This is a genomic window from Pseudomonas sp. JL23 (assembly GCF_056933585.1).
In genome coordinates this window covers 3143404-3161271 of sequence record NZ_CM167795.1, presented here as the reverse complement: position 1 = coordinate 3161271, position 17868 = coordinate 3143404, and the positions used below count along the sequence as shown (strand labels likewise).

17 protein-coding genes are annotated in these 17868 nt (G+C 59.4%); 6 read left to right on the top strand and 11 right to left on the bottom strand.

All coding sequences use genetic code 11. The features are described from left to right. Nucleotides 1-130 precede the first annotated feature (130 nt). The 5 genes from AC1Z24_RS14790 to AC1Z24_RS14770 all read left to right on the top strand — a co-directional run bounded on the left by AC1Z24_RS14790 (nucleotide 131) and on the right by AC1Z24_RS14770 (nucleotide 4542). The gene (locus AC1Z24_RS14790) at nucleotides 131-742 is read left to right on the top strand and encodes a paraquat-inducible protein A (RefSeq protein ID WP_483746286.1); all 612 of its coding nucleotides are present in this window, start codon (nucleotides 131-133) and stop codon (nucleotides 740-742) included. Next, the gene (locus tag AC1Z24_RS14785) at nucleotides 739-1353 is read left to right on the top strand and encodes a paraquat-inducible protein A (RefSeq protein WP_483746285.1); all 615 of its coding nucleotides are present in this window, start codon (nucleotides 739-741) and stop codon (nucleotides 1351-1353) included. Before AC1Z24_RS14790 ends, AC1Z24_RS14785 begins: the two co-directional genes overlap by 4 nt. Beyond that, complete coding sequence (locus AC1Z24_RS14780) at nucleotides 1346-3019, top strand: PqiB family protein (protein ID WP_483746284.1); 1674 nt, start codon at nucleotides 1346-1348, stop codon at nucleotides 3017-3019. The genes AC1Z24_RS14785 and AC1Z24_RS14780 overlap by 8 nt, the downstream gene beginning before the upstream one ends. After that, the gene (locus AC1Z24_RS14775; RefSeq protein WP_483746283.1) at nucleotides 3016-3627 is read left to right on the top strand and encodes a PqiC family protein; all 612 of its coding nucleotides are present in this window, start codon (nucleotides 3016-3018) and stop codon (nucleotides 3625-3627) included. Before AC1Z24_RS14780 ends, AC1Z24_RS14775 begins: the two co-directional genes overlap by 4 nt. A gap of 429 nt (nucleotides 3628-4056) precedes the next feature. After that, nucleotides 4057-4542: a helix-turn-helix domain-containing protein gene (locus AC1Z24_RS14770; protein ID WP_483746282.1), complete on the top strand. Its 486-nt coding sequence runs from the start codon at nucleotides 4057-4059 to the stop codon at nucleotides 4540-4542. Nucleotides 4543-4585: 43 nt separating this feature from the next. On the opposite strand, the gene araH is transcribed toward AC1Z24_RS14770, so the two are convergent. The 4 genes from araH to AC1Z24_RS14750 form a co-directional block, all read right to left on the bottom strand. After that, nucleotides 4586-5551 carry an L-arabinose ABC transporter permease AraH gene (gene araH / locus AC1Z24_RS14765; RefSeq protein WP_483746281.1) on the bottom strand — a complete coding sequence of 322 codons (966 nt, stop codon included), beginning with the start codon at nucleotides 5549-5551 and terminating at the stop codon, nucleotides 4586-4588. A gap of 57 nt (nucleotides 5552-5608) precedes the next feature. Then, nucleotides 5609-7138: an L-arabinose ABC transporter ATP-binding protein AraG gene (gene araG / locus AC1Z24_RS14760; protein WP_483746280.1), complete on the bottom strand. Its 1530-nt coding sequence runs from the start codon at nucleotides 7136-7138 to the stop codon at nucleotides 5609-5611. A 155-nt stretch (nucleotides 7139-7293) separates the two neighbouring features. Then, nucleotides 7294-8298: a substrate-binding domain-containing protein gene (locus AC1Z24_RS14755; RefSeq protein WP_483746279.1), complete on the bottom strand. Its 1005-nt coding sequence runs from the start codon at nucleotides 8296-8298 to the stop codon at nucleotides 7294-7296. 123 nt (nucleotides 8299-8421) lie between these two features. Continuing rightward, the gene (locus AC1Z24_RS14750; RefSeq protein ID WP_483746278.1) at nucleotides 8422-9162 is read right to left on the bottom strand and encodes a FadR/GntR family transcriptional regulator; all 741 of its coding nucleotides are present in this window, start codon (nucleotides 9160-9162) and stop codon (nucleotides 8422-8424) included. 293 nt (nucleotides 9163-9455) lie between these two features. Between AC1Z24_RS14750 and AC1Z24_RS14745 the strand changes: the two genes are divergently transcribed. Next, nucleotides 9456-10604: an aldose epimerase family protein gene (locus tag AC1Z24_RS14745; RefSeq protein WP_483746277.1), complete on the top strand. Its 1149-nt coding sequence runs from the start codon at nucleotides 9456-9458 to the stop codon at nucleotides 10602-10604. Between the two features lie 123 nt (nucleotides 10605-10727). Here AC1Z24_RS14745 and AC1Z24_RS14740 read toward each other — a convergent pair whose 3' ends face one another. The 7 genes from AC1Z24_RS14740 to AC1Z24_RS14710 form a co-directional block, all read right to left on the bottom strand. After that, on the bottom strand, nucleotides 10728-11621 hold the full coding sequence (locus tag AC1Z24_RS14740) for a metal ABC transporter substrate-binding protein (protein WP_483746276.1): 894 nt from the start codon (nucleotides 11619-11621) through the stop codon (nucleotides 10728-10730). 20 nt (nucleotides 11622-11641) lie between these two features. Next, the gene (locus AC1Z24_RS14735) at nucleotides 11642-12511 is read right to left on the bottom strand and encodes a metal ABC transporter permease (RefSeq protein ID WP_483746275.1); all 870 of its coding nucleotides are present in this window, start codon (nucleotides 12509-12511) and stop codon (nucleotides 11642-11644) included. Beyond that, entirely contained in the window at nucleotides 12508-13272 is a 765-nt protein-coding gene (gene aztA, locus AC1Z24_RS14730) for a zinc ABC transporter ATP-binding protein AztA (protein WP_259103922.1), read from the bottom strand. The genes AC1Z24_RS14735 and aztA overlap by 4 nt, the downstream gene beginning before the upstream one ends. Continuing rightward, complete coding sequence (locus tag AC1Z24_RS14725) at nucleotides 13269-13400, bottom strand: hypothetical protein (RefSeq protein ID WP_483746274.1); 132 nt, start codon at nucleotides 13398-13400, stop codon at nucleotides 13269-13271. The genes aztA and AC1Z24_RS14725 overlap by 4 nt, the downstream gene beginning before the upstream one ends. Before the next feature lie 197 nt (nucleotides 13401-13597). Beyond that, the gene (metC, locus tag AC1Z24_RS14720) at nucleotides 13598-16342 is read right to left on the bottom strand and encodes a cystathionine beta-lyase (RefSeq protein WP_483746273.1); all 2745 of its coding nucleotides are present in this window, start codon (nucleotides 16340-16342) and stop codon (nucleotides 13598-13600) included. A 128-nt stretch (nucleotides 16343-16470) separates the two neighbouring features. After that, the gene (locus AC1Z24_RS14715) at nucleotides 16471-17127 is read right to left on the bottom strand and encodes a glutathione S-transferase family protein (protein ID WP_483746272.1); all 657 of its coding nucleotides are present in this window, start codon (nucleotides 17125-17127) and stop codon (nucleotides 16471-16473) included. Beyond that, nucleotides 17124-17717 carry a cysteine dioxygenase family protein gene (locus AC1Z24_RS14710; protein WP_483746271.1) on the bottom strand — a complete coding sequence of 198 codons (594 nt, stop codon included), beginning with the start codon at nucleotides 17715-17717 and terminating at the stop codon, nucleotides 17124-17126. Before AC1Z24_RS14710 ends, AC1Z24_RS14715 begins: the two co-directional genes overlap by 4 nt. Between the last annotated feature and the right edge of the window lie 151 nt (nucleotides 17718-17868).

Sequence of the window (17868 nt, the reverse complement as noted above, 5' to 3'; positions counted from 1 at the left end):
AGCGCGCAGCACGCTTGCCTGCGACAAACAGTCGCGACAAAAACGAGCCTGAACGCGACGAAACCGGTATCTTTGCGCGCTTGAGCTTATTCAGTACTTCCCCATCACGGCATCGACCACTTTGCACCCCATGAAAGATCGTTCGGACTTGATCATTTGCGAGCACTGCGACTCTCTGTATGAAGCGCCGTCTCTGCAAAAAGGCGAAGCAGCCTACTGCGCCCGCTGCGATGCCATCCTGGGGCGCGGGCATCGTCTGAGCATCGAACAATTGCTGGCGCTGACCATCGCCGCTGCCCTGCTGTTCGTGTTTGCCAATTTTTTCCCGGTGATCAGTATCAGCCTCAAGGGGCTGAGCAATCAGGTCACGCTGTGGCAATCCGTGGAGGCCTTGGCCCAAGGCCGTATCACGTTGATTGCCCTGGTGGCCGGCCTGGCCATTATCCTCGCCCCGCTGTTGCAGATCGTCCTGTTGTTCTGGCTGCTGTTGTATGCCCATCGTGGCGCCGTAGCACCAGGCTTCAAACTGTGTATGCGCACACTGGAGCACTTGCGGCCCTGGAGCATGCTTGAAGTTTGCCTGCTGGGCATCCTGGTGGCCATCGTCAAGCTGGGCGGCATGCTCGACGTGCATCCGGGCCTGGGGCTGTGGGCCATGGCCATGCTGATGGTGTTGATTATTCTGATTGCGGGCAAGGATATCCGCCGTCTGTGGGACGAACCGGGAGTGCATCCAGTATGAATGGCATTCCCTTCGCCCATGAACATGACGTATGCCTGTGTCATACCTGCGGCTATGTCTGCCCGGCCGAGACTACCACCTGTCCGCGCTGCGAAGCCTCGGTGCATGCGCGCAAGCCCAACAGCATCGCCAGAACCTGGGCGTTCCTGATCGCCGGGCTGATTTTCTATATTCCGGCCAACCTGATGCCGGTGATGTTCACGACGCTGTTTGGCAGCAGCAGCCAGAACACCATCATGAGCGGTGTGCTCGAATTCATCGAAGGTGGTTCCTGGGACATTGCCCTGCTGATTTTCATCGCCAGTGTCGTGGTGCCCTGCCTGAAGTTCGTCGTGCTCGGCACCCTGCTGGTGACGGTCCAGCGCCGCAGTACCTGGGCCATGCGTGAACGCGCGCGACTGTATCGTTTCATTGAACTGATCGGCTATTGGTCGATGCTCGATGTGTTGGTGGTAGCACTGGTTGCGGCTCTGGTGCAATTCCGCGAGCTGAGCACCATATCGCCGCGTATCGGTATTCTTTTTTTTGGTCTGGTGGTGGTGATGACGATGTTCGCCGCCATGAGTTTCGATCCCCGGCTTATCTGGGATGCAGAGGTTGAAGATGTCTGACAATGCCCTACCCCCTTCGCCTGCCCGGCCCACGGTGAAACGCCGTGGCGCGCGCATATCCCTGATCTGGCTGGTACCCATCGTCGCCGGGTTGATCGGTCTGTCCATGGCCGTGCATGACTGGATGAATGTCGGGCCGAAGATTACTGTCACCTTCCGCACCGCCGAAGGACTTGAAGCCAACAAGACTCAGGTCAAGTACAAGAACGTAGTAATAGGTACGGTGACCGCCATTTCCCTGAGCGACGATCGTACCCACGTGCTGACCACCATTGAGCTGAATAACAGCGCCGCGCCGTTCACCCGCAAGGACAGCCACTACTGGGTGGTGCGCCCACGCATCGGCGCCCACGGCATCACCGGCATCGACACGCTGCTGTCCGGCGCCTTCATTGCGGCAGACGCGGGCAGCAACGAAGAAACCACCGACCGCTTCGCCGGTCTGGAAACGCCGCCGCCGGTCAGTTTCGGCGAGAAAGGCAAGCGTTTCATCCTGCATACCGACGACCTCGGCTCCCTGGACATCGGCTCGCCGATCTATTACCGGCGCATCCAGGTCGGACAGGTGGTGTCCTATCACCTGGCCAAGGAAGGCAAAGGCGTCGATGTCGAGATCTTCATCAACTCGCCCAACGATCAGTACATCACCACCGATACCCGCTTCTGGAATGCCAGCGGCGTGGACGTCACCATCGGCGCCGCAGGCTTGAAGATCGACACCCAGTCCCTGACGTCGATCATTTCCGGCGGTATCGCCTTCCGTGAACCGAAATACAGCCCGGACTCGAAACCGGCCGAAGCAAACGCCGAGTTCACCATTTTCGACGACCAGGCCACGGCCCTGGCCCCGCCCGACGGCGATGCCCGTTATATCCGCATGCGCTTCGATCAATCCCTGCGCGGGCTGGTGGTTGGCGCGCCGGTGGACTTTCTCGGAGTGAATATCGGCAAAGTGGTGTCGGTGGACCTGGACTATGACACCAAGACCCAAACGTTCCCCGGCATCATCGGTGCGGTGATTTATCCCAAGCGTCTGGGCGCGGCCAACGCCAAGCTGGAGAAAATAGGCGGCACGGGTGACCCGGATGAAATCAGCGCGCGCATCCTTGGCGGTTTCGTCGAGCACGGCCTGCGCGCCCAGATTCGCAATGGCAACCTGTTGACCGGCCAGTTGTATATCGCCATGGACTTCGATCCCAAGGCACCGAAAGTGGCGTTCAACCCCAAAGCGCGCCCGCTGGAAATCCCCACAGTTCCGGGCAGCTTCGACAAGTTGCAGGAGCAATTGCAAACCTTCGTCGACAAGTTGAGCAAACTGCCGATCGATCAGGTGGCAAACAACCTCAATGGCAGCCTGGTGGAGCTGCAGAAGACCATGAAACAAGTCAATGGCGACGTCCTGCCGCAAATGCGCGGCACCCTGCAGCAGGTGCAGAAAACCCTGGCCACCGCCAACGAATCCTTGGGTGAAGACTCCGCGCCACGCCAACAACTGAGCCAGGCCATGGACGAAGTGCAACGCACTGCGCGCTCGGTACGCGTCCTGACCGATTATCTCGGCCGTCACCCTGAAGCTCTGATTCGCGGGCGCACCGGTGACGCCGCGCCGGGCTCCTACAAAGCTGCCCCATCCTCTCGCGAGATCAACCTGGAGCCAGAACAATGACCCTGCGCCTGAAACTCATGGTGTTGACCGGCGCGCTGGCGATCAGCGCCTGTACGTCCCAGCCTACCCATTACTACACCCTGGTCGCCCCGCTGGCACCACAATCCAGTGCGCAGGCAAGCACGCCCTTGCAGCTGGAAATGCTGCCGGTGATCCTGCCGGTGCAGGTCGATCAGCCGGCACTGGTGGTGCGCCAGGGCAATGGCAGCCTGGCAATCCTGGAAGGTGAGCGCTGGGGCGCGCCATTGGCCGATGAGTTCCACGACGCGCTGACCGCCCAGTTGGAACAGCGCCTGGGCACCCGTGACATGGCGGGGTTGCCAAAAAACACCGATCAGCCCGTGCTGTCGGTGCGTACCGACGTACGCCGTTTCGAGTCGATTCCCGGGCAATACGCCCTGATTGATGTGGTGTGGAGCCTGAGCCTGCGCAACAGTGGCCCTAAACGGCAAAATCTGACCTGCAGCAGCCTCATTCGTGAAACAGCTGGCAGCAGCATTGAAGATCTGGTCGTGGCCCATCAACATGCGGTAGGAAAACTCGCCACACTAGTGGGGACGACAGCGAAACAATGGGCTCAAACAGGTACAGCAAACTGCCCTCATTAACGATTCGGATTCTCATTTAATAGAGCGGACTCTTGAGGGAACTTTAAAAAACTTCCAGTAAAGCAGCGATTTTTTTGTGACCAGCCAGTCATCGCCTCGTTTTTCCGCTCAGGCTCAGTCGGCGATGCCTGGAAATACAACGTATGCACTCCACCTCTCCTACCTGAAAAGGCCGCCCCCCCTCTTTGGGAAGGCTATTAGCCACCTAACTAACAACACTGCAACTCGGGCGCTTCATAGTTTATGAACCGAGAAATATCGTACAAAACCGTACAAAAATTTATTCCTGTACCCAACTGGAAAAGGGTATCTTTGCAACTATTGATGACCGCTGGACTGTCGATTCAGGGTTAACTATACGCGGCAGTACAAATTGATACTAAAGACCATAATGCTGCCAAGGTCTTTGTGATTTCAAGGGAACTATCTATGTCAGGGATTGGGCAACGTCTCAAGCAAGAGCGACTAAGGCTCAAACTTTCGCAAAGCGCATTGGGCGCTATTGGCGGTGTCGAAACCAACGCACAGGGTAACTACGAAAATGGCGTGCGATCCCCACGGGCAGATTATTTGTCCCGGGTCGCTGAAGTCGGTGTCGACGTTGCTTATGTCGTGACCGGCATGAGCCTGTCGGCTGGAAGCCTGTCATTGGGTGCCGATGGCTTTTCCCCCAAGGATTCGCAGGTCTGGCAAAATCCCGGCGCCGAGCGCATGGCCAAGGTGATATCGCGCTTGCATATGAATCTGCACGATATGACCGACAACCTGTATCAGCTGACCCAACTGGCCGAATCTCGTGCCGAGATCGATAAGGCAGCGCAACAGCAGAGCCAACTGGAGAACATCCAGAATGATGCCGAGACCCTTGCCGTGGCCGTTATGCGCCTGATCTTCATCACCTCACGCCTGAATTGAGCCTGCCCGGTCACAGGCAGCACTCAATCGGGCATGGGGCGTTTCAGCGCCGCTTCAGCCTATCGATGATCACCGCCAGCAACAGGATCGTGCCGCGAATCACGTACTGGTAAAAGGTGTCGATATTCTTCAGGTTCATCGCATTCTCGATGATTGCCAGAATCAGCACCCCGGCAATCACATGACGAATCATGCCGATCCCGCCACTGAGCGACACCCCGCCCAGTACGCAGGCAGAAATCACCGTCAACTCGAAGCCCTGGCCGATCATCGGCTGGCCTGACGTCATGCGTGATGCCAGCACGACGCCCGCCAAGGCGCCGATCAGGCCGTGCACGGCGAAGATGATGATCTTGGTCCGGTCAACATGTACACCGGCCAGCAAAGCGGCTTCCTGGTTGCCGCCAATGGCCAGTGTGTTGCGGCCATAAGTGGTGTAGTTCAGCAGCCAGCCGAAGAACATGAAACAGACGATGGTGATCAGGATTGGCACTGGCACGCCGAACAACTGACCATTGCCGAAGACAAAGAAATCCTCGTTCGAAACCCCCACCGCCTTGCCGTTGGAGAAGATATAGGCCAGGCCGCGGACGATCTGCATGGTCGCCAGAGTGGTGATCAAGGCGTTGATGCGCAGCTTGGCGATGACAATGCCGTTGATCAGCCCGACGACCAGGCCCATGGCCAGGGCGGCGGATATACCGAGAAACACGCTGTCGGTATCGCGCATGACAATCCCGGCAATCACTCCGGCGCAGGCCAGTACCGAACCGACCGACAGGTCAAAATGCCCGGACGCCAGACAGAACAGCATCGTGCAAGCGGCAATGCCCACCGTGGAAATGGCAAGACCCAGGCCCCGCATGTTCAACGGTGAGAGAAAGTTGTCGATCAACAGTGCGCACAGCACGAAGATCCCCAGGGCTGCCAGGAGCATGACCCATTCATCAAAAAAACGCCGCAGGTTCAGGCCCTGGCGGGGAGCCCGCAGGCTGGTTTCGCTAGACATACGCACCTCTTTCTTGTTTTTCACGGTGTAGTTCACGCCGGCATTTAAAGGTAGGGCTCAGCCACGGCTACGCGGCAGCGCCAGTTGCAACAAACGTGATTCATCGGCTTCGTCACGCATCAATTCGCCAGTGATAGCGCCCTCGCTCATGACCAGAATACGATCGGCAATGCCCATAACCTCCATCAGATCGCTCGACACCACGATCACCGCGATACCCTGAGCCGCCAGGTTATGAATGATCTGGTAGATCTCGGATTTGGCGCCGATATCGATACCCCGGGTCGGTTCGTCGAGCAGCAGCACTTTCATCGGCATCGACAGCCAGCGACCGAGAATGGCTTTCTGCTGGTTGCCACCGGAGAGGAACATGATCTGCTGGTCCGCCGAGGGCGTCTTGACGTTCATGGCCTGGATCTGCTGCCGTGCGTTGTCACGCTCCCAGCGGCCCTGAATCAGGCAACCGAGGCTGACATGCCGCGGCCGCGCACCGATATTGATGTTCTCGGCGACACTGGACAGAGGCACGATGCCTTCCTTCTTGCGATCCTCCGGGCAGAGCAGAATGCCGGCACCTATGGCATCCCGCGGCGAACGCAGGGTCAGCGCCTTGCCTTCCAGTTGCAGTGTCCCGGCAGTGCTGCGGGTCAGGCCCGAGAGCAGGCGAAACAGTTCGGTGCGCCCGGCACCGACCAGACCAAAAAAGCCCAGCACTTCACCCTTGTCTACCGCAAAACTCACCGGTTCCTGCAAGCCCGGCCCGAGCAGACCGGTCACCCGCAGGCTCGGGCCCTGATGCTCACGCGCCCGATAGTTGTAGATGTCCTGAATGTCGCGCCCGACCATGCAGGTCACCAGGCGGTCATGATCCAATTCAGCCATGTTATCGAAGGTGCGTACGAAACGGCCGTCCTTGAATACAGTAACGGCGTCGCAGATACGGAAAATTTCTTCCATGCGGTGCGAGACATAGAGAATCACCCGCCCCTCGTCCCGCAGACGACTGATGATTGCCATCAAGCGGTCGATTTCTCGCGCCGACAAACTACTGGTCGGCTCATCGAAAGCGATGACATGGGCATTGCGTGACATGGCTTTGGCTATTTCCACCAGTTGTCGCTGGCCCAGGGACAGATTGCCCAGCCGCATGGCCGGGTCGATCTCGTCAGCCAGGCCCTTGAGCAGTTCGCCAGCCTGACGCAGCATGGCCCGGCGATTGAGCAGGCCCATGCGATTGGGCATGTGGCCCAGCAGCAGGTTTTCCGCGACACTCATTTCCGGGACCAGGTGCAGTTCCTGGTGAATCACTGCCACCCCGGCGGCAATACTGTCAGCGGTGGATTTGAAAACCAGGGTCTGAGCGCCGATCTGCAGATCACCACTGTTGGGCTGGTACGAGCCGCCGAGAATCTTCAGCAGGGTCGATTTGCCCGCACCGTTCTCGCCCATCAAAGCATGGACTGTGCCGGGCCGGGCCTCGAAACTGATATCCGACAGCGCCTTCACGCCGGGAAAGGTCTTGCCGATCCCGTTGAAGCGCAGGCTGCCACTGATTGTTGCCTGTTGCTGGATCGCTTGCTGATGCATATCACCTCCTGCGTTCAAGGAACAACTGACTCACCACCTGTGGGAGCCGGCTTGCTGGCGATGGCGTCAGATCACACACTGATACCATTGCGAGCGCTACGCACTCGATCGCCACCAAGGCGGCTCCCACATTCAGCGAGCCCCCCTATAGGGACTTACTTGTACAGACCAATCTTGGTCAGCACTTCCTTGAAGTTTTCCCGGGTGATCAGCGTGACGTCGTCCATCGCGGTGTATTTGGCAGGTTCCTTGCCGGTGGTGACCCACTCATACATCTGCAGGGCGGTGTTGTAGCCTTCCTTATCCGGGCTTGGCAGCATCGAGCCGTAGAAGCCGCTCTTGGCTTTTTTCAGCTCATCAATAGCGTCAGTACCATTGATACCGATACCGATGACATTGTCCGGGGAAAACCCGGCACCCGCCGTAGCGCGCACGCCACCTAGCACGGTGTTGTCATTCATGCCGCCGATAATGAGGTGTTTCGCGCCGCCCGGCAGTTTCGGCAGGGCCGCGTTGGTGGCGTCCATACTGCCCGGCACATCGAGGGTTTTCTGCGGGGTAAAGAGGATATGGTCTTCAGGCAGGTCGGCCTTTTTCAGCGCATCTACCGAACCGTCAGTGCGCTTCTTGCCAGTGTCCAGTTCGTTATAGGTATTGATGATGGCGTAGGTGTCTTTCCAGTCCCAGCCACGCTTCTTGGCTTCAGCTGCCATGGCTGCGCCCTGTTTCTGGCCGACTTCGAAGGCTGCCATGCCCAGGTACGGCACGTCCTCCATGAACTTGCCCTTGGAATCGACAAAGCGATCGTCCACGGCCATCACCTTCAGACCATTGGCCTTGGCCTTGGCGACGATGGCCGGGCCCAGTGAGACATCGGGCGGGCAGATGACAAAGCCCTTGGCGCCGTTGGCGGCCAGGTTGTCGATCGCAGTCAGGGTTTTCTCGCCGTCAGGCACGGCGATCTTGATCACCTCGAAACCATGTTCCTGCCCGGCCTTCTCGGCGAACTGCCATTCGGTCTGGAACCAGGGTTCTTCGGCTTGTTTGACGAGGAAGCCGATCTTCACTTTATCGGCAGCGGATGCACCGGCCCCCATGCCGAGGATGGCAGTGGCGACGGCGACACAGCACAGGGAACGAATCCCGTGACGACTCAACATAGCTAACTCCTTATTTTTATTGAATAGCTACAGCGTCCAGCATTTTCTTGCAGTTCAGTTGCAGGCCCACGGCAGCGGTCCGGCAACCACGTTAAACAGCACACAACCAGTCATATCATATTATCAATCAACACTATGTAACCGAGTGTCACTCGCAACGACCTGAGTTGCCTGGCGGGCAAAGGAACCCGAGATCACTTGGGCTGCCTGCTCGATCAGGGTCATGCAGGCCCAGACACCCCGTGCGGCATCACGGCTGGCAATGGCATCGGCCAACTCCTTGTGCAACGGTAGCGTGCGGCCCAGCTCCCCCGGTACCGCCGAGGAGACCTCGAAGGACACCGCCAGCAACGCCCCGACAGCAGGCAACATCTGCTCAATGAACTGGTTATGGCTCGCCGCCAGTACCAATTCATGAAACTGCCGGTCTGCCAGGTTGTAATCACCCTTGTCCGCTACCGAAAGCGCCAGCACCTTGTAGGCTGCCTGGATCGCCGCTATCTGCGCGGGCGTAGCCCTTTCACAGGCCCAGCGCACCGCCATGGGCTCGATGGTCCTGCGCAAATCCAACAGGTCCTTGACGAAGCTTTCCGTCAGCCCCTTGCGCGCCAGCCATCCCACCACCTGCGGGTCGAACAGATTCCACTGGCGCAACGGCAAAACCCGTGTGCCGACCTTCGGTCCCACCTCAAGCATGCCCTTGGCTACCAGCGTTTTGATTGCCTCGCGCAACACCGTACGGCTGACACCCAACTCTTCGCACAATGCCGCTTCGACCTTGAGGGTCTGGCCCGGTTCCACATGCCCTGCGGCGATCCAGGTACCGAGGCGGTCCACCGTCGAATCATGAAAATTACTGCGCATGGGCCCTGGCACTCCGCTGGGTTTTGGTCTTAGCTGGAGGCTAATCATCACACCATTGGGTGTCAAACCGGTAAAAAACGCCGGAATGCTCAAGGTCAGTACCACATTGCGCTACCATCCCACTAAATAGTATTACAATTTAATTTTCAAGCTAAGATTTTTGCTCTATAAAACGAACTATCCGACGCAAACCCATCAAATAGTATTACCAATTGACCAGTGAGGTCGTTTAAAACCTGAATCCACACAACGTAATACCCCTTTCGAACAACAACAAAAAAAGGAAAACTCTGATGATCCGTACCCGCTTTGCCACTCCTTTGGGACTGTCCTTGATGATTGCCACCCTCAGCGTCAATGCCGCCGGCCTTGAACTGGCCAAACCGATTCCGTTCGGTACCACCAGCGACGGCGCATCGGTCGAGAAATACACCCTGCGTAACAGCCACGGCGTCGAAGCCAACATCATTACCTACGGCGCCACCCTGCAATCGCTGCTGGTGCCGGGCAAGAACGGCAAGGTCGACGATGTGGTTCTGGGCTTCGATGATGTCCAGGGCTATCAAAACAACGGCACAGTGTATTTCGGCGCGACCATCGGTCGTTTCGGCAACCGCCTGGCCGGAGGCAAATTCAGCCTCGATGGCACCACCTATCAGATCCCCCTCAACGACAAGACCAACGCCTTGCACGGCGGCACTCAAGGGTTCGACAAACGTGTGTGGAAGGCCGAACCGAGCAAGGAACCGGGCTGGGTCGGGGTCAAGCTGACCTATCTGTCAGCTGATGGCGAGATGGGCTTTCCCGGCAATCTGACGACCGAAGTTACCTATAGCCTCAACGAGAAGAATGAACTGCGTATTCAGTACAAGGCCGTTACCGACAAACCGACGGTCCTGAACCTGACTAACCACAGTTATTTCAATCTGGCAGGTGCGGGCAGCGGCGATGTGCTCAAACAGGTCGCCACTTTGCATGCGGCGCATTACACACCGGTCAATGGCACGCTGATTCCGACCGGAGAACTGGCGCCCGTGGCCGGAACGCCGATGGACTTTCTCAAGCCCACCGAGTTCGGCAAACACATCAAGGACGATCATCCGCAACTGAAGTTCGCGGAAGAGAAGCAAGGCGGGTTCGACTTCAACTGGGTGCTGGATAACCAGGGCAAAGTCAGCAAACTTGCTGCCGAAGTGTTCGACCCTGCCTCTGGCCGACGCCTGCAACTGTTTACCACCGAGCCCGGCGTACAGGTCTACACCGGCAACTTCCTCGATGGCAGCATCAAGGGCAAGGCCGGCAAGGTCTATCCGCACTGGGGTGCGTTTACCCTGGAAACCCAGCACTTTCCTGATGCACCCAACCAGCCGAACTTCGCCAGTACACGCTTGAATCCGGGGCAGACCTATACCCAGACCACCGTCTTCAAGTTCGTGCGCTGATCGAGGATGTAATTGCTGTAGGACTGGCTTCAGCCGGGAAGACCTCATTCCTGATCATGAAGATGCAGGGAATGTATCGACCTATTCCCGGCTAAAGCCGGTCCCACAGATTTTCCCCGAGGTTTACTTACCCTTCATCGCCGCAACCAGCTTGTCGACGTTGTAGCGAAACATCTGCGCATAGCTGGCGGCCGGGCCGTCAGCTGGCGACAGCGATTCGACATACAGTTCACCACCCGGCTGGGCGCCGCTGGCATCGGCAATCTGCTTGACCAGACGCGGATCACCGGAGTTCTCGAAGAAGTAGGCGCTGACGTGCTCGGCCTTGATCTGACGGATCAATTTCGACACGTCGGCCGCCGATGGCTCTGCTTCGGTGGAGAAGCCCAATGGCGACAGGAACGTTACGCCATAGGCATCGCCGAAGTAACCGAATGCGTCATGCGAGGTCAGCACTTTACGCTGTGCCTTGGGAATGGCCTGGATCTGCGTACGAGCGTAGCTGTCCAGCGCCTGCAACTGAGCGATGTAGCGCTCGCCGTTGGCCTTGTACTCGGCAGCCCCGTCCGGGTCGGCCTTGCTCAGGGCAGTGATGATATTGCCGACATAGATCACACCATTTGCCGCGCTGTTCCAGGCATGCGGGTCAGTGATGCGCTTGCCGTCTTCATCCATGCTGCGGGTCTTGATGCCATTGGACAGCACCACCGGCTGGCCCTTGTAGCCCGACGCCTTGATCAAGCGATCCAGCCAGCCTTCCAGATGCAGACCGCTGACAAAGGTGACGTCAGCCTGCTTCAACGCCTGGGCGTCGGCCGGGGTCGGCTCATAGACATGGGGGTCACCGTTGGGACCAATCAACGAGGTGACATGCACGCGGTCGCCGCCAACGGTATGCACCATGTCGGCGATAACGGTGAAGGTCGCGACCGCTTCAAGGGGCTTGGCCTGGGCCAGAACAGAAAACGCAGACAGCGCAAAGGCTGCCATCGCGCCCAATAGCATGGATTTCTTCATGGTTTTGCTCTCGTTAAGGTTTAGTTGACCAGGTGAGGCTTGGGGAAAAGTCGACGCAGGATCCCTGTGCGTCCGAACAACAACGAAAAGCCGTAGAAGGCACTGGCCGTCAGGACGATGGCCGGGCCGGAAGCGACGCCCATGTGATAGGACATGATCAGCCCGATAAACCCGGACAGGGTCGCAACCAGGGTCGAAATCAGCATCAGCGCCCCCAATGAACTGGCCCAGAAGCGCGCAGCCGTGGCGGGCAGCATCATCATGCCCACGGCCATCAGAGTGCCGAGCGCCTGGAACCCGGCGACCAGATTGAGCACTACCAACAACAGGAACAGTACGTGATACAGCGAACCGCGCCCGCCCACGGCCCGCAGGAAGCCGGGATCGAAGCACTCCAGCACCAGTGGCCGGTAGATCAGCGCCAGCAGCAGCAGGGTGAAGGAGGCAATGGCGCCGACCATGAAAATGGCGTCAGAGTCGATGGCCAGAATGGTGCCGAACAGCACATGCAGCAGGTCGACGTTGGAGCCGTGCAGCGACACGATCAGCACCCCCGCTGCCAGAGACGTCAGGTAAAAACTGGCAAAACTGGCGTCCTCGCGCAGGCTGGTCAGGCGGCTGACCAACCCCGACAACAGCGCCACGGACAGCCCGGCGATCATGCCGCCGAAGCCCATGGCCGGCAGCGACAGACCGGCAAACAGAAAGCCCACCGCCGCCCCCGGCAATACCGCATGGCTCATGGCATCGCCGACCAGGCTCATGCGCCGCAGCATCAGCAGCACGCCCACGGGGCCGGAACCGATACCCAACGCCAGGCACGCCACCAGGGCCCGGCGCATGAAACCGAACTCGACGAAAGGCTGGATCACCGCGTCATACAGCATCATGAGCGGGCTCCTGTGGAATCGTCCGACTCAGCGGCGCACAGCTCGGCATCGGCACTCCAGAACTCGGCCATATTGCGCGCCTTGCGCAGGTTCTCCACGCTCAGCACCTCGGCGGTATTGCCCCAGGCAATGGCTTCACGGGCCATCAACAGGGTTTGCGGAAAGTGCTGGCGCACCTGATCAATATCGTGGAGCACGGCAATCACCGTACGGCCCTGGCCATGCCAGGCGCGCACCAGTTGCAACAGGTCATTGGTGGTGCGGGCATCGATAGCGGTAAAGGGCTCATCGAGCAGAATCACTGCGGCGTCCTGCAACAGCAGCCGGGCAAACAGCACCCGCTGGAACTGCCCCGAGGACAGTGAGCCGATGCTGCGCCCTTCGAAGCCTTCCAGCCCCACGGCCTGCAGCGACTCGCGAGTGCGCCGACCTTGATCGCGGCTCAAACCGCGAAACGGCCCGATGCTGCGCCAGGCGCCCATGGCCACGGTGTCGGCCACACTTAAAGGGAAACTGCGGTCGATCTCTGCGGCCTGGGGCAGATAGCCCAGGGTTCGGGTTGCCAGGGCACCGCGATCGACGCGCCCTTCCGCCGGTTTCATGGTTCCGGCGATGGCCTTGATCAGGGTCGACTTGCCGGCGCCATTGGGGCCGACAATCGCCGTCAGGCTGCCCGCCTCGAAACGCCCGCTGAGGTGATGCACGGCCGGGCGCCGCTCGTAGGCGACGGTGAGGTTATCCAAGGCGATGGCTGCACTCATGGAATCACCACCGCCCAGACAATGGCCAGCCATAACAGGACCAGCATGGCCAGGGCCAGCAGCAAGCGGTGCACAGCGGATCGGGCCAGAATCGAGCCGGTGATGGAAGGAACGCGAGGAGCTTTCACGAGAGGGTAACCTGCAACCATTTGTTACAGTATTACATAGCAAACACCATAATGTTACTAGATAACATTAGATTTTTTTCATCTTCGCTAGCAAAGCAGGGCATATGTGGGACCGGCTTTAGCCGGGAAGGCGTAAGTACGCTCAGTACATCTTCTGGGCCTGTACAGGAGCCTTCCCGGCTAAAGCAGGTCCCACATCAGATTGCAGCAAACCCCCGCTGCAAATCCACAATCAGGTCATTCACATCCTCCAACCCGATATGCAGACGCAACACCGGATTCAACCCGCGATCCGTCGGGTTATCCCGATCCTTCAAGCCTGCCACCGTAACCAGGCTTTCATAGCCGCCCCAGGATGCCCCCAGTCCAAACAGCTGCAATGCACCGATAAAATCATCGAGCTGGCGGGTATCACTGCTCTGCAACTCAAAGGACAACAAACCATTGCTGCCACTGAAATCGCGCTGCCACAGTGCGTGATGCGGATGCCCGGGCAAGGCCGGATGGAATACCCGTTTGACCTGTGGCTGAGCCTGTAACCAGTGCGCAACCTGCAACGCCTGGCGCTGATGCACTTCCAGTCTGGCGGCCATGGTGCGGGCGCCGCGCAGGATCAAGTAGGCATCGTCCGGGCTGACCGTGGTGCCGAAGGTGTCGCTCATGTTCGCCAACGGCTGCCAGACCCCTTCACGGGTACAGACGCTGCCCATGACCACATCGCTGTGACCGCACAGGTATTTGGTCAGGGCCATGATGGAAATGTCCGCACCCAGTTGCAGCGGCCGGTACAGGTACGCCGAGCCCCAGGTGTTGTCCACTGCCAGCAGGATGCCCCGCGGCTTGCACAGCGCGGCAATCGCCGGCAAATCACATAGTTCGTAGAGCAGCGAACCCGGCACTTCGGCGTAGACCATGCGGGTATTGCCCTTGAACTGGGCTTCCAGGCCCTGGCCATCGGCGGCAAAATAATCCACCTCAATGCCGAACGGCAGCAGAAACTCCCGAACCAATTGGCGCACCGGCGAATACACCGCGTCAGTGATCAGCACATGATCGCCGGGACGCAGGTACGCCAGGAAGGTCTGCGCCACCGCCGCCAGGCCAGTGCCAAACAACCTGGTGCGGTAGCCGCCCTCCAGTTCGCTGACCAGATCTTCCAACGCAAAAGCCGTGGGATTGCCCCGAGCGCCATAGCTCAGGACCCGTTCGGTATCCCGCCGTTGACGGGCATCGCGCATCTCGCCAAGGCTGTTGAAGAGCACGGTGCTCAAGCGCGTGACCGGCACGTTCACCGGGCGACCGCCCTCGCCTTTTGTCGTCCGTGCGGCATGGATCAGACGGGTTGCCACTTGCTCAGTTGGCGACTTTTTTCCGTGCAAAGGCTTGAGGCTGCGTACCTCCTGTTCAGTCATCTGTGCGAGCAGGCCGATTTCCCAGGCCAGGTACTGCCGAGCCGCATCCTTGTTGCCGGAATGACGGTCATGGGTGAAGAACAGAAAGTCGATGCACTGCTCATTGGCCGGGTTGGCCGGATCTTCCTGCACCGAAAGGCCTGCCGCCTGCCACTGCTGAATATCGCCTGCCAGCCAGCGTGCCTGTTGCTGCTGCACGCTCGGCAGCTCGGCCACGGCCAGTTGCGCGACACGGGGGTCATCGGCAACCAATACCAATGGCCGGGTTTCATCAGTAACGTCCTTGGCCAATAGCGGCCGGATCGACCACTTCGCACCGGCAATATGCCCTTTGCGGAAGGTCATGCTCGTACGTAAATCGACCAACGCCACGGCATCGTCGCGCAAGGCTACCGCCAGAGTCTGCGCATCGATCTGCGCCAGAGTCGCCTGTGCAGCGTTCGCGACCGGCAGTGCCAAGCCACTGTGAATACCGTCAGCGAGCACATAAGCCTCGTGCCCGAGTTGCTGTAGCCAACTGGCAACAATCGGTGCGCGAATGCCGTCGGCATCCAACAACACCAACCGCGCGCCACGTACGCCGACATACAAATCGGTGGACTGGATCAACTGGCCGCCCGGCGTATGCTGCGCGCCCTGCAGAGTGCCAGCGACAAACTCCTCGGAGGTACGCACATCGCACAGAAAAAGGCTGCGCCCGGCGTCATTGGCCCAGGCCTGAACCTGCGCAGCACTGACCGTAGTCACGCCGGTCTTTTGAGCCAGGGCCGCAGCGGCCTGACGCGGTTGCGCCAGCCCTGCATTGGCGCTCACGTCGGGATAGCGCCGGGTGCTGCCATGTTCCAGCGGCAGATCGGCAAGGAACCAACCCTGGGTGCCGTTTTCCAGGGCATAAACCGGGTTTTTCACGCCGAGGTCGATCAGGGTCTGGGCGCCGATAATGCTGCGGGTGCGCCCGGCGCAATTGACCACAATGGGCGTGGTGTCGTCCTTGACCAGTTCATGCAGGCGATAACCCAGCTCGCCATTGGGGCAGCACAGGGAACCGGGAATGGTCATCTTGCGGTATTCGTCGAACGGCCGACTATCGAGCAGTACCAGCGGCTCGCCACGGGCCTGCCATGCCGCCAGTTCAGTGGCATTGATATGCGGCGTATGGCTGGCCTCTTCGACCAGTTCGCCAAAGGCCTTGGACGGCACATGCACCCCGGCGAACAACTGCAAGCCCGCAGCCTGCCAGCCTTCAGCACCACCGACGAGGCTATGCACCTGTGTATAACCGAGCTCAGCCAGGCGCGCAGCGGCCCGTGCCGCGACATCACCGCCGTCCTGATCGTAGATCACCAGGCGCACGGCCGGATTCGGCGCCAGACGCCGGGCTTCCAGCTCCAGACGGCTATAGGGCAGGTTCACCCCATGAAACAGATGCGCTTCACCGTATTGACCATGCTCGCGCACGTCGAACAGGGCAATTTCCTGCCCGTCGAACAGCCAGTGCTGAAGTTGCTGGGGGGTGATGGTTGGGGTCATGGGGTTCTCATAAAACAAATTGGAATCCGATTTGTGGGAGCGTGGCTTGCCCGCGAAGGCGGTGTTCATGATTCAAAATATGTGTCGGATGTACCAACCACTTCGCGGGCAAGCCTCGCTCCAACAAGTCATTGCAAGGCCAGGGACTTCTCGGCAGCCGCAACATCGCGGCCCTTGGCATACGCCCGCTGCACCGCCGGCCGTGCCTTGATGCGTTCGCGCCAGGCGTTGATATGCGGGTAATCCGCCAGGTCCTGGCCCTGACGCAGCGGCTGGATCCACGGGAAAATCGCCATATCGGCAATCGAATACTCGCCCGCCACGAAATCCTGCTGGCCAAGACGTTTTTCCAACACGCCATACAGGCGGGTCGCCTCGGCGTTGAGCAGGTCCAGAGCAAACGGAATCGGCTCGGGGGCCTTCTCCTTGAACAGCTGCAACTGGCTCAGATACGGAGTGATATGCCCCACCTGCCAGAACAGCCACTCCTGCACCCGCTGACGTCCGACGCTGCCCGGCGCAGGCAGAAAACGCCCGGCCTTATCGGCGAGGTAATTGAGGATCGCCCCGGACTCGAACAGGCTCAGGGGCTCAGCGCCATTGTCCGGCACATGGTCGACAATGGCCGGGATTCGGCCATTGGCGCTGATCTGCTGGAAGCTGTCCTGGCGCTGGTCGCCGGTGCGGATATTGATCGGCAATACGCGGTAATCCTGCTCGAGTTCTTCGAGCAGGATCGCGACTTTCAGGCCGTTGCCGGTTGGCCAGTAGTAGAAGTCGATCATGCGTAGGCCGGAATCGAAGGCGCCATCTGCGAGGCGTTGTAGTTGAGGATCTTGCCTTCGGCATTGACCCCATAGCGGCCGTTGAGGGATTCCAGCGGGCGACCGTACAGGTGGAAATGCAGGGTCGGCTGTTCACCTTCGACCTTGATCCCGTGCAGGTCTTCACCAAGGAAGCTGATCGGCGTGCCAGGCTGCACCACCACTTCCTTTTCCAGTTCCAGGCGCGTGAACTGCGGATCATCGCCATCGTGACGGGTCCACACGTAGTTGATCTCCTGGCCCTGCACGGCAACGATCACCGCCCAGGTCTCATGGTTGTGCGGCAGCGTGCTTTTACCCGGCAGCAGCGAGTTCATGTACAGGGTCGGGGTTTCGCCGTCGTCGTTCAGGCGATAGCGAAAAGCCGTGTCGCCCTCCCCCGGTACTGGCGCAGGAAAGGTATCGAAGTTGAACAGGTCACGGCGCTCGGCCAGTTGCTCCAGCAGCGCGACGATTTCCTTTAGCGCTTCACGATCAACGCCGCGCTGGTTGATGGCGCGAATCTGTTGCAGGAAAGCTTCGACGACTTCACCACGGTTCAAGGTGCTCATACAGGGTGCTCCTGAGTTGTCTTTATGGTTTGGACTGTGGGAGCCGGTTTGCTGGCGATAGCGTCGGTGACGTCACCGCCGCCGTTGCGAGCGCTACGCACTCGATCGCCACGGTGCGGCGATCCGACAAGCCGGCTCCCACATTGCTGCT